This window comes from Algoriphagus sp. TR-M9, assembly GCF_027594545.1.
GTDB classification, from domain to species: domain Bacteria; phylum Bacteroidota; class Bacteroidia; order Cytophagales; family Cyclobacteriaceae; genus Algoriphagus; species Algoriphagus halophytocola.
Window position 1 is genome coordinate 4122809 of the sequence record NZ_CP115160.1, and the last position, 13179, is coordinate 4135987.

A 13179-nucleotide genomic window follows, 5' to 3' on the forward strand; every position below is an offset into this window, starting at 1 on the left:
GTATAAAACCCCTCCCAAATACATTTTAAGGGGCTTTCATAAAAATTAACTGTACGTAAGTGGACATATTCCTGCCAAGGACGGACAAAAAACCATGTATTTACCACATTTGGAGTATATGTATTTCAAAATCGGGGAAGCGCTTATTTCACTTCCTGACATGGATGCACACAATTATTCCCGACCAAAAAAATAATAAGGTCAGCTACTAGGTGGATTTCACTCTTTAAGTGAGAAAGCAGATCCTAAAACAGGATTTTATTCAAAAGAATTTCTACATATTCCGAACCATGAAACTAATCTCCTTTTAAACCCAACCATAAAGTTATATCTTCGTAAAATCCCCTAACCAACTAACAAATCATGCGAAATTTTAACAGCTTACTTATCGCTCTTGTACTACTAGCTCCATTATTGTTAAGCTCCTGTCAAGAGGATCCATTCACTCCTGCGCCCAATCCCGATCCTGTGGAGTATGTGCGACTGGATGATGAATTAAATTTTCACACCATCCCAAAGTCAGGTGAAATTGTAAACTTTCAATTCGACAGAATTGATGGCTATCAGTTCAAAACTATTTTCCTGATGGCTGATGAGGACACTTTAAGTCAGGCTGAATTTACAACTTCCGAATACAATACCCATGATAAGTTGGCAGCCAGTGTTTCACATCAATTCGATCCTGAGAAAAACTATTATTTCCTGGTGGAAGCTGTGGACTACAACACTCCCAATACCCGTTATACATTTGAATTACCAGCATACAATCACGTCTTTGCAGAAGCCTATACCTTTCAAAAGATTGCGGAGTTTGACCGTATGACGGATTACGATTTCAGCCCCTCCAGGGACTATTTGTTTGTCAGTGATTTCAGTGGCAATGAGTTTAGCATTCATAGAGTTGATCTCAAAAGCCAATCTATAGAGACTTATTTCTCTAAAAGTGAGATTTACGGAAACTTGATTCGTGCTGCATCTGATCATGAATTTATATTCACTGGACTACCAGATGAATCCTACGATCCAGAGCACCCGGATAGAGCCTTTCTCAGAAAAATGGATATTCATACGAAAACATCCTCAATCATAGGGGACTATTCATCGAGTTACGGAAGAGTCTCCAGAATCATTGAAGGCAAAATGATAGTTAACGCGACTGAGCCATCTATATATACTCAAAAGGCTATAGATATTAAATCTGGTGAAAATGTGAGTTTGGGCGACATTCAAAATTTTGTTCGTGAGTATAATTATGATCAATTGATTCTGGGTGATTACTTCATCGAGCCAAGTGATTTAAGCTTAAATCCTATTCCACACACAGACGAAGAAGCCTACTTTCTTTACGAGGATGAAAATGGCTATTTATTTTATATGGAAACCCTTCCTCGAGAGGAGGCACTGTCATACAGCAAAATCTTTGTCTATAAGGAAGGTGAGAAACTTTTCGAGACCAAAGAAGTTGACTTGGGTTACGCACAGCTGTTTAATAAATTTAAAGTTACAGATGGCAAATTCACTTATTATAAAAGCCATAAAAGTAACCACAGTTATTTAATAGATGGTTTATATAGCGTAGACCTCAATACCGGTGAAGAAACCTTGATTCATGCGGATTTTAGTCCGTATTATCTAGCGGTCTATGACTTTGGTGATAAAGGGATTATCACACAGCGTGGCTGGGAATTCAGTTTTATGGAAAAAATTCAGCCCTGATAATCAAAAAGCTGTCTCTTGAGAGACAGCTTTTTGATTTTAGCCCGTAAAGGATTTATTACAACAGTTCGTTCGCTAAATTCGCCAACTCTGATCGTTCACCTTTCTCGAGTTTGATATGCGCATAGAGGGGATGATCTTTTACCCGATCAATCAAATAGGACAAGCCATTTGACTGGGAATCCAGATACGGTGTATCGATCTGGAACACATCTCCGGTGAATACTATTTTGGTGTTTTCACCAGCTCTGGAAATAATAGTTTTGATCTCGTGAGGGGTCAGGTTTTGTGCTTCATCTACGATAAAGAAAATATTTGAAAGCGACCGCCCACGGATATAAGCCAAAGGCTGAATCACCAGTTTCTCCTGGTTCACCAGTTCTGTAATCTTCTGAAACTCCTTATCCGTCTCTTTGTACTGATTTTGGATGAATTTCAAGTTGTCCCAAAGCGGCTCCATATATGGATTCAGCTTGGACTTGATATCTCCCGGCAGGTAACCTATGTCTTTGTTGCTGAGTGGCACAATCGGTCTCGCGAGGAAAATCTGCTTGTACTCTCTTCTTTGCTCCAAAGCTCCGGCTAGTGCCAATAATGTCTTCCCTGTACCAGCCACACCCTGAATCGATACCAGCTTAATATTAGGATCGGTGATAGCGTGAAGCGCAAAAGTCTGTTCGGCATTTTTAGGCTTGATGTTATAAGCCAATTTCTTATCCACCCGCTCCACTATATTTTCCAAAGAATTATAGTAGGCCAAAACCGAGTTCTTATCACTTTTGAGAATATAATACGCATTTGATTTACGCTTGCGGGTTCCGAGTACTGCTTTTGCTTCGATATACCCTACATCATAAAGCGTATTGATATGCTCAGGATTTACATTCTCCAGAATGTATTTCCCGGTATTCTCCAGCTCATTGATGTTTTTGATCTTACCTGTCTCGTAATCCTCGGCCAAAAGGTCCAGGGATTTGGCCTTCAGCCGCAGATTGATATCCTTACTGACTAGAATGACCTTTCTGCCTTTCTCATTTTGCTTGAGATATAAGGCACAGTTCAGGATTTTATGATCATTTTTCTCCTCTCCAAAAATCTCATTGGCATTGATCTGATTTTCAGGATTCATCAGCACCCTGAAATTACCCCGGGTTTTGCCATTGAGTGGTGTCCACTCATGGATCATATGATCCTGAGACAGCTTGTCCAGCAGGCGTATGAATTCTCTAGCTTCAAAATTCTTGGTGTCATTGCCTTTCTTGAATTGATCAAGTTCCTCTAGCACCGTGATCGGGATGACCACATCATGCTCGGCAAAGTTCATTATGGAGTTGTGTGCATATAGGATTACCGAGGTATCCAGCACAAAGATTTTCCGATCTTTATCGGATTTGGCTTTAGGCATGCGTAGGTTTTATAGTGGATCTGTATGAATTTAATTTAGAAAAATAATCGCGCTATTATCAAAAAATCAATAATAAATTAAGGTTAAATCCTCAGTCCAATCCGCTATACTATTGACAGTCAAGTCAATAAAAATCGGGCAAAATATTGAATTCTGCCCGATTTTAGGTTTTTCTTATTCCAGTAGTGCAGCTATATCTGCCTGATCCAGACTTTTCATAAAGCTTTCTTCCGTATTGATCAGTTCACCTGCCAAAGCCAATTTTCGATTCTGAAGTGCCATGATCTTCTCTTCCACCGAATCTCTGGTGATAAACTTATAAATGATCACCTTATTTTGCTGACCTATTCTATGAGCCCGATCGATCGCCTGTGCTTCCACGGCAGGATTCCACCAGGGATCCAAGAGGAAGACATATTCCGCCTTGGTCAGGTTCAGTCCCACTCCACCAGCTTTTAGGGAGATCAGGAATACTTTGATTTCCTCATCCTCCTGAAATTTCTCCACTTGCTCCTGTCTGTCCTTTGTGGTACCATCCAGATAGGCGTATGGAATTCCCTCTTGGTCCAGGTATTCTTTCACAATAGCCAAATGCCTGACAAACTGACTAAATACCAAGACCTTGTGGCCCTCAGAAATGGTGGAATGAAGCATATAAGTCACATCTTCCAGCTTACCGGATTCCCCTTCGTAGTCGTCCCGAACCATCTTGGGGTGGTTCGCTATTTGTCGCAACTGTGTCAAGCCGCGCAATAAGGTGAATTGCTGGTTATTCCTTCCGGTACTCTGCATATCGGAGATAATTTTCTCTCGATAATACCCTTTCACTTCCTCATAGACTTCTTCCTGCGCAGCAGTCATTGCCGAGAATTTCACATTGGTGATTTTTTCCGGAAGATCGGTAGCCACCTGGGATTTGAGCCTTCGCAGAATAAAAGGCTTGGTCATCGCATGTAGTTTGCTTGCCTTGTCCTTATCGCCTTGCTTCTCTATGGGCAGCAAAAACTGTTTCTTAAATGAATTCTGGTTACCCAAAAGCCCCGGGTTGATAAAGTTCATCTGGGACCAAAGGTCCATGGTTCCATTCTCCACCGGAGTACCGGTCAATATCAGTTTCTGCTTACTCTTCAGTTTATTCACCGCAGAAGCGATATTACTTCCTGGGTTTTTGATCGCTTGGGATTCATCCAAAATGATGTAATTGAAAAAGAACTCCTTCAGCACATCCACGTCCAAACGGGTAATGCCGTATGAAGTGAGTACTAGATCATAATCACCAAATCTCCAGGGGTCTTTGATTCGCTGTGTTCCGGAATAGACGAGAATCTTCAGCTCAGGCGTGAATTTTTTAGCTTCTAACTCCCAGTTATAAATAAGCGAAGTAGGCATTACCAGCAAAGAAGTAAATCCTGGGTTTTGCTCCTTCTCATGAGCCAGCAAAGCCAAGGTTTGGACCGTTTTACCCAAACCCATGTCATCTGCGAGACAGCCCCCAAACTTAAACTCATTCAAAAACCTCAGCCAGTTATACCCGGCATGTTGGTACGGTCTGAGCGTTCCTTCAAAGTTGCTTGGAAGTGCATATTCTTCTATGGACTCAAAGTCTCTCAAGCGCTCCAGCTTTCTACTCAAAGTCACCTGCACCAGATTGCCCTCTTCCATCTCTCTAGCCAAAGCCAGGTGGTGCTTACGCAAAACCATGGTATTATCATCCCCTCTGTCCTCCATGAAATTGAACAGCTCGGAGTAGTTCACAAACCAGGAAGCAGGAATTACCGCTATTTCACCATTGGGCAATTCGAACTCAGACTTACCTTGAAGAAGTAGCTTCCTAAGCTTGGCAAAAGGCACGAGGTACACCCCAAATCTGATCTCAGCTTTGACGTCAAACCAGTCAATATTCTCATTGACTTCTATAGAAATCTGCGCCTTACCTATGTTGTAAACCTTACCTTTCGGATTTGGCTTTTGCCTGATCTTGATCCCTTCTATATCCAAAAAGTCCTCATGATCTGAGATCCATTCAAATGCCTGCGTTTTCGGCAAGGCTTCTTTTCCAATTTTAAAATCCAACCCCTGATCCCGCAGCATCTTGATGAAGGATTTTTCTTTTTGGGTACTGCGAATAGTTTTATAAAAAGTATACTCACCGTCTTTCTCCTCTAGCCTCACTGTATTTCCTGTCTGATCCGAACTGACAGCCTGCACAGGAAAATCATTTTCACCGTATTTGAACCTCAGCTCAAACACCATTTTGTCTTCTTCTAGACGCTCTCCTTCTTCCCCAAAAAGATTCTTGCCAGAGCCACCCGGCAGTTCGCTCAAATACATGAACACCTCAGGCGTACCCCGCTCTATGTTGATATCAAAACCGATCGATTTGACGTCAAACTGGGAAATCAAATTGGACATAAACCCTCGGTAGTAGCTAGGCTCTATCCGCTTATCTATTACGATAAATTTCTTCTTCAGAAATGCCTTTAGTTTTTTACCATCTATGCCTTTCTCAAAATGAAATAGCTGGTCATTTACGATCAACCAACCTGGGTCATTACAAATGAAGTATCCATTTTTATACTGCCAGTCTAATTTCTCTCCCTTGAACTTGATTGATGGCCAATAATGGGTATTGTCTTCATTTTTATGAAAATGAAACAGCACAGTGGCCCGCTCTGCATTGACAGTTATTTCCTTCCATACAGGATTGCCATCGCTGCCCATTTCAAAAAGTCGCTTGCCGATCAGCAAGGGCATTGCCTTGGACCGTTTCTTTTCCAAGACCTCTTCTAAAGCCTCTTGGGTCTTCTTATCTTCTGTTTTTGGGTCAAAAATTTTGTGCAAATACTCCTTGGGACGGATATTTCCCCTTTTGATAAAAGGCTTTACTACCACCTCTGGATTCATAGAATCCATGATTTTTATCAATTCATAGTCTTTTTTATCCAATCCTGCATCAAACTCGGAGGCATTGGCAGAACTGATGTTCTGGTGGGCCAGGGATAAACGCCCTTGATCATCTAACTGCACTACAAAGGATTCTAGCAAGAGACCTAAAAACTCATGGCTATAAATAGAATAAACTATCTGAAAGGGCTGATCAGAATCTACTATCATAATATTATCAAATTGAAAGAACCTCCAATGGTAAGGGATTAAGCAAGAGGAGGATCAATCCGGGTTAGTCATCCCAAAAAAGGGAAAAGTAAGTTGAAAATTACAAAAAATAGCTGTCAAAGTCATGAATTACCCCAACAATCTCCTTTAAAACCCAAAAAGTCCTCAAAATCAATACTAGATTAAGAGGACTTATAAGATAGCTAGTCAAGAAGTTTCTTAGGAAACCTGATCCACTTCCTCTGTTTTAGGATTTTCTGATTCTACTTTCTTTTCTGGAAAAAACCTGCCCTGAAAGATCAGAATCATGGCTACCCCCACAAAAATAGAAGCATCGGCTACATTAAATATAGGCCATAGTGCAGTATAGCTACCTCCCCAAAGTGGAATCCAGTCCGGCAGGTATCCTTCCCATATATCGAAATAAAACATATCAACTACCTGCCCATGAAACCAGGGCGTACTCGCATTATAAGGCGCATTATTTAGCCACACTCCGTAAAACACAGAATCTATCAGGTTGCCAATAGCACCTCCCAGGATCATAGCAATACAAACTATATAAAGTGCTGGCTGTTTCTTCTCAATAATGTGATAAAGGTAATAGCCTATACCTACCATGGCCACCAGGCGGAATGATGTCAAAAGCAACTTACCATAATCTGACCCCAGCTCCATCCCAAATGCCATTCCGGGGTTCGTCGTATAGTGCAGTTTGAACCAGTCTCCGAAAACAGGAATCTGCCCCGGTGAACCAAAATCCATTTCGAAGTGCACGAGCATTTTGACCGCTTGGTCTATGATGATTACCAGTAAAGCAATGCCAAAGTATTTCAGGTATTTATTCATTATCTAAATTTTGCTATTTGGCTTTTTCTACCAAAATAGCCAGTTCAAACTCATCCATATCAAGGACTGTTCCGCCCTTCACTTCTGCACTCAACAACAGTTCCATTGCTTGTACCTCCGTACGAATGTATTCCCCAAAAGATTCAACCGCATTTTTCACCAACTCATTATCTTCAGCAATAGTGATGTTCACTTTATCCTGAACTTCCAATCCCATGTCTTTTCTTAGATTCTGGATACGGTTTACCAAATCTCTAGCCACGCCTTCCTGCTTCAATTCATCAGAAAGCGTCACGTCAAGTGCCACAGTCACTCCCAAATCGGAAGCTACAGACCAGCCAGGAATATCCTGAGACGTGATCAATACTTCTTCCAAAAGTAACTCCAGACTTTCTCCGTCCAAATCTACCATGATTTTACCTTCACGCTCAATCTCAGCGATTTCGGATTGACCCCAGCTTTTGATTGCCGCTACCACAAAACGCATTTTTGGCCCCAATTTCTTACCCAAAACAGGAAGATTTGGCTTCACATTTTTCACCAAAATACCGGAAGCATCGTCGATGAATTCAATGTCCTTGATGTTCACTTCGGACTTGATCAATTCAGCCAAGTGCTCGATCTGAGCTTTTGTCTTTTCTTTCAAAATAGGAATCAAGATGCGCTGCAAAGGCTGACGCACTTTCATTTTCTCTTTCTTACGAAGGGAATGAACCAATGAGGAAATGGTCTGAGCCAACTCCATGCTTTCTTCCAGATCTTTGTTAATCAAAGCTGCATCGGCATCCACCCAATCCGTCAAATGCACGGAAGATTTTGCCTCAGCGCCTGATTCAGTCAGGTTTTGGTACAACCAATCCGAATAGAAAGGCGCAAAAGAGGACATCAACTGAGAAAGAGAAAGCAAGCATTCGTACAAGGTCTCATACGCCGCTTGTTTATCCGCATTCATTTCTCCTCTCCAGAACCGCTTTCTCGCCAGTCGCACATACCAATTTGACAATTGATCTATGGTGAAACTCATGATCGCACGGGTTGCTTTGGTTGCATCGTAATTGTCCATCGCTTCTTCGACTTCAGAAATTAATGACTGAAGTTTGGAAACGATCCACTGATCTAGTTCAGCACGCTCGCTTACTGGAACTGCCTTGGATTTGTCGTAAACGAAAGCATCCAGATTCGCATAAAGCGCGAAGAAATTATAGGTATTCTGAAGTGTGCCAAAGAAGCGACGCTGCACCTCCGTTACACCATCCAGATTGAATTTCAAATTATCCCAAGGATTGGCATTGCTTAGCATGTACCAGCGGACAGCATCTGGGCCGTATTCTTTTAAGGTCTTGAACGGATCAACTGCATTGCCCAATCGCTTGGACATTTTGTTGCCGTTTTTATCCAGCACAAGTCCGTTTGCAATCACGTTTTTGAAAGCCACGCTATCAAATAACATCACCGCAATCGCATGAAGTGTAAAGAACCAGCCACGAGTCTGATCCACACCTTCCGCTATGTAATCTGCCGGATAATTGGCGTTGAAAATATCCTCGTTTTCAAATGGATAATGCCACTGCGCGTACGGCATGGCTCCAGAATCAAACCAAACATCGATCAAATCTGATTCACGGAACATTTTTTCTCCTGAAGCAGAAACCAAAATCACATCATCCACATACGGACGGTGAAGATCTAATTCCTTGCCTTCGTATGGAGATTTTTCCATGAAGCCTTTTGCGATAGATTCCTCAACCGCCTGTTCAAGCTCAGCGATAGATCCTATACAACGCTCTTCTTTTCCATCCTCAGTTCTCCAGATCGGAAGCGGAGTGCCCCAGAATCGGGATCTGCTCAAGTTCCAATCCACTAGATTTTCAAGCCAATTGCCGAACCTACCCGTTCCGGTAGCCTCAGGCTTCCAGTTGATGGTTTTGTTCAGTTCTACCAAGCGGTCTTTGTACGCAGTGGTTTTGATAAACCAGCTGTCCATTGGATAGTAAAGCACCGGCTTGTCAGTTCTCCAGCAATGTGGATAACTGTGCTCATATTTCTCGACCTTGAAGGCCTTGTTTTCATTTTTCAAGATGATAGAAATGATCACGTCGGTGCTCTTAAAGTCCGCCGCGTTCTCATCATCCTCGGTGTAGTTTTTCACATAGAAATCATCCGCACCATATTCTTTATGCGCAGTTATGCCATGTTCAGCTACTTTTTCCAGCAGGTATTCACCTACCATAGTGATAAACTTTCCTCGCTTATCCACAATCGGAAGATCCTTTCCTTGCTCATCCTTGACAAAGACACCAGGCACATTATTTTGTGCCAAAGTTCTAAAGTCATCCGCACCAAATGCTTTCGCAAGGTGGACTATGCCCGTACCATCTTCGGTAGTCACATAGTCACCAGAAACGACCGTGAAAGCTGGGTGTGCAAGCGCCAAACCAGCTATCGGGAACAATTGCTCGTATTCCCAACCCAGCATATCCTTTCCTTTGAATTCCTCGATTACTTCGAAAGGAATCAATTTGTCGCCGCGGTTGTAATCCTCCAATTTCAGCTCAGCTGCTTTTGGATTCAGGTAGGCGTTCATTCTGGCTTTCGCCAAAATCACTGTGCAAGCATCGAAAGTATATGGATTGAAAGTTTTCACTTTCACATAATCCAAGTTCTCACCGATCGCCAAAGCTGAGTTTGCAGGCAAAGTCCAAGGCGTAGTCGTCCAAGCAAGGATATAGGTGTTTTCCTGACCTTTCAGTTTGAACTGAGCCGTGATGGAAGTGTCTTTTACGTCCTTGTAGGTCCCTGGCTGATTCAGTTCGTGTGAACTTAATCCAGTACCAGCAGCCGGAGAATAAGGCTGAATGGTATAGCCTTTGTAAATGAGATCTTTTTCGTAAAGCTTCTTTAGCAAGCTCCAAACCGACTCGATATACTTAGGCTCAAATGTGATGTAGGGATCATCCAGATCCACCCAATAGCCGATTTTCTCGGTCATATCGTCCCACTGATCCTTGAATCGCATGACCGTCTCCCGGCACTTTTGGTTGTAATCTTCTACGGAGATTTTCTTCCCGATATCTTCCTTGGTGATACCCAATTCCTTCTCTACCTGCAATTCCACAGGCAAGCCATGAGTATCCCAACCGCCTTTACGCTTCACTTGGAAGCCTTGAAGCGTTTTGTAGCGACAGAAAACGTCCTTAATTGCGCGTGCCATCACGTGGTGAATTCCCGGAGTACCATTTGCCGAAGGCGGGCCTTCGAAAAAAGTAAATGTCTCCGCACCCTCACGGTTGGCTACTGATTGCTCGAAAATCTGGTTTTCTTTCCAGTACTTCAATACAGATTCCCCGATTTCGGGATAATCCACTTGTTTAAATTCCTGATATGTCTTCACTGTATCCTTTCTTAAGGGCAAGTAGGTGATAATTTATTTTTGGGCGTGCCCCCGTCTGAAAAAGCCGGGGTCGGGCTATCCGCTATATCCCGCCCCGATTGCATCGGGTTGCGGGATGCCGCTGCTATCCCTCACGCAATCAAGGAAACATCCTCCTCAAAAGCAGGCACAAAGATAGGAGAAATCCCCCTTTTTGGGAGGGTGAATTGGAAAAAATGCCTGTCTGGACTTAAAGGTCTTCCGAAATCAATTTTCTAATCTTATATTCCTTTTGATTCTAGACTCTTGGTTCTAGGCTCTTGGATCTTGATTCTTGCTACTAGCTACTAATTACCAACTCATAACTCACACTTCGTCCCCCACCTTGCGGCAAAAAGACGCCTAATTCCACCAAAGCCTGCAAATCCCGGGTAGCTGTCGCTTTCGAGGCTTTGGTGATCGCCATGTATTTCTTGGCAGTCATCCCTACTTCAAAACCAGCTGGACCTTCTGCTAGCATGCGATTGATAGCTTTCGAATGTCGGTCATTGAGCATATCCTTGAAACGGTCAAAGAATTTGACTTTTTGAAGTGTAAAGTTGATCAATTGTTCTGCACTTAGCTGCGCATCGAAAACTGTGTCAGCAAAGTAATCCAACCAATCGGAGATTTCGTTTGCGCTTTGTCCGTTTTTCAAAGCACTGTAATACTCATTTTTCTTCGCCTCAATCGTGCTGGAAAGACTGATCAAGGTCGCATGTCCCAGGCCTTGATGAATCGCTTTTTCTGCCAAAGCCCGACCGATACGTCCATTTCCATCCTCAAATGGGTGAATCGACTCAAAGTACAAATGCGTGATCGCAGACCGGATCAAAGGATTGTTTATCTCCTTGGTATTGCCCGGAGCAGTTTCGTTAAACCAAGAAATAAAAGCTGCCATTTCTGAAGGAACCTGCGTAGAGGGTGGTGCTTCGAAATGCACGATTTCTTTCCCGATAGCTCCTGAAACCACCTGCATGGGAGCAGAATCTGCTCGCCATTGACCAGCGCGCACATAGCGATTGCCTTCCATGAGCAGTTCATGCCAGTCAAAAAGCATTTCTTGAGTCAAGTCTTGGGCAAATTCGGATCGTACCTTGATCATCAGTTTAGCTATTCCTTTTGCCCGCTGATCTTTGACGAGTAAGGGTTGCTCCTCATGGATTCCCAGATTCTTTTTGATGGAAGACATCACATCGGGGCGACTGAGAAATTCACCTTCAATCTCGGAAGTTTTGATGGCCTCTACCACCATCATTTCCAGAAGCAGTTCAGTCTGATTTCCTTCAGACAAACCAATGAGCACACCAGATAATTGCCCGGATTTCATAAGAAAATCAGGCAGTAGTTTTCCTGATTTACCTTCTTTGTAGGTAAATTTTGGCCAATCCGACTGTTCCCAATTATAACTCATGAGCCAAATATACTGCTTATTCGGCTCAAAAAATAAATAATTATGAGCCGAATAATCGATTTATTCGGCTCATGATAAGAAAAACCTCATATTTTGACACTTTTACACCAAGAGCATTTTCATTTGAAAAGCACTGCTTAAATTTCCAATTCATACGACTTTACCCCTTATTATGAAACTTAGCTATACTTTATTAACTGGGACTATTGCTTTAGCTTTTGCCTGCTCTTCCCCAAAAACAGTAGAAGAGAAAGAAGCTCCTAAGCGCGCCGGAAATCCTATTTTTGAAGGCTGGTATGCAGATCCTGAAGGAATCGTCTTTGGGGATGAATACTGGATCTATCCGACTTTTTCCGCAGGATATACCGATCAATTGCATTTCGATGCCTTTTCATCCAAGGACCTAGTGACCTGGGAAAAGCATGAAAACATCCTCGACACTGCCGCTATCAAATGGGCCAAACAAGCCATGTGGGCACCCGCGGCAATCGAAAAAGACGGGAAATATTACCTCTTCTTTTCTGCCAACGACATCCAGCGACCGAGCCGCCCGGGCTGGGATCCGAATAATGATATCAACCATTTTGGAGGATTGGGTGTAGCTGTGGCTGATTCACCAAGTGGACCATTTAAGGATCATATTGGCGAACCTTTGCTTTCAGAGTTTTATAATGACGCGCAACCTATTGACCAGTTCGTTTTCAAAGACACCGACGGCACATACTATATGCTTTACGGAGGCTGGAGTCATTGTAACATTGGGAAACTGAATGCCGATTTCACAGGATTTGAGCCTTGGGAGGATGGAGAGCTTTTCCATGAAATCACCCCGGAAGGCTACGTAGAAGGACCTTTTGTATTTATCAGAGAAGGGAAATACTATTTTATGTGGTCTGAAGGTGGCTGGACAAATGACAGTTACAAAGTAGCCTATGCCATGTCTGACAATATCCTTGGCCCTTGGGACAGAATCGGCACCATTCTGGAAAAAGACACTACTATCGCCACTGGTGCGGGTCATAATTCCGTGATTCAAAAGCCGGGGAGCGATGATTGGTACATGGTCTATCACCGCAGACCTATTCCAAATGAAGGCAGAGACCATCGTGTGACGGCGATTGACGAGCTGGAATTCAACGAAGACGGGACCATCAAGCCGGTGAAAATGACTTTCGAAGGCGTGGAAGCGAACCCAATCAATTAACCCCTTGATTTTAAGCGTATTTGCAAGCTTAGAAATACGGAACGAAAATAAAATAAGAAAATCTTTAT

General features: G+C 42.8%; 7 protein-coding genes. 2 read left to right on the plus strand and 5 right to left on the minus strand.

The window, feature by feature from the left end; translation table 11 throughout:
• The first annotated feature begins 363 nt into the window (after positions 1-363).
• A complete protein-coding gene (locus PBT90_RS17630; protein ID WP_264807815.1) occupies positions 364-1716 on the plus strand; it encodes a hypothetical protein in 1353 nt (450 codons plus the stop codon).
• Positions 1717-1774: 58 nt separating this feature from the next.
• Here PBT90_RS17630 and PBT90_RS17635 read toward each other — a convergent pair whose 3' ends face one another.
• From PBT90_RS17635 to PBT90_RS17655, 5 genes are all read right to left on the minus strand, one after another.
• Positions 1775-3121: a PhoH family protein gene (locus tag PBT90_RS17635; protein WP_264807816.1), complete on the minus strand. Its 1347-nt coding sequence runs from the start codon at positions 3119-3121 to the stop codon at positions 1775-1777.
• Between the two features lie 174 nt (positions 3122-3295).
• Positions 3296-6235, minus strand: a complete 2940-nt coding sequence (locus PBT90_RS17640; protein WP_270130402.1) for a DEAD/DEAH box helicase — start codon at positions 6233-6235, stop codon at positions 3296-3298.
• A gap of 219 nt (positions 6236-6454) precedes the next feature.
• A complete protein-coding gene (locus PBT90_RS17645) occupies positions 6455-7084 on the minus strand; it encodes a lipoprotein signal peptidase (protein ID WP_264807818.1) in 630 nt (209 codons plus the stop codon).
• Between the two features lie 13 nt (positions 7085-7097).
• The gene (ileS, locus tag PBT90_RS17650; RefSeq protein WP_264811484.1) at positions 7098-10475 is read right to left on the minus strand and encodes an isoleucine--tRNA ligase; all 3378 of its coding nucleotides are present in this window, start codon (positions 10473-10475) and stop codon (positions 7098-7100) included.
• Positions 10476-10794: 319 nt separating this feature from the next.
• Positions 10795-11907 (minus strand): Fic family protein, encoded by a 1113-nt coding sequence (locus tag PBT90_RS17655; RefSeq protein WP_264807819.1) that lies wholly within the window; start codon positions 11905-11907, stop codon positions 10795-10797.
• A gap of 172 nt (positions 11908-12079) precedes the next feature.
• Here PBT90_RS17655 and PBT90_RS17660 point away from each other — a divergent pair, with 172 nt between their 5' ends.
• Entirely contained in the window at positions 12080-13111 is a 1032-nt protein-coding gene (locus PBT90_RS17660; RefSeq protein ID WP_264807820.1) for a glycoside hydrolase family 43 protein, read from the plus strand.
• Positions 13112-13179: the final 68 nt, after the last annotated feature.

Excerpts from the sequence above, each read along its gene's own strand:
- PBT90_RS17655 (WP_264807819.1), bottom strand. The coding sequence starts at position 11,907 with ATGAGTTATAATTGGGAACAGTCGGATTGGCCAAAATTTACCTACAAA.
- PBT90_RS17660 (WP_264807820.1), top strand. The coding sequence starts at position 12,080 with ATGAAACTTAGCTATACTTTATTAACTGGGACTATTGCTTTAGCTTTT.
- PBT90_RS17635 (WP_264807816.1), bottom strand. The coding sequence starts at position 3,121 with ATGCCTAAAGCCAAATCCGATAAAGATCGGAAAATCTTTGTGCTGGAT.
- PBT90_RS17640 (WP_270130402.1), bottom strand. The coding sequence starts at position 6,235 with ATGATAGTAGATTCTGATCAGCCCTTTCAGATAGTTTATTCTATTTAT.
- PBT90_RS17645 (WP_264807818.1), bottom strand. The coding sequence starts at position 7,084 with ATGAATAAATACCTGAAATACTTTGGCATTGCTTTACTGGTAATCATC.
- PBT90_RS17630 (WP_264807815.1), top strand. The coding sequence starts at position 364 with ATGCGAAATTTTAACAGCTTACTTATCGCTCTTGTACTACTAGCTCCA.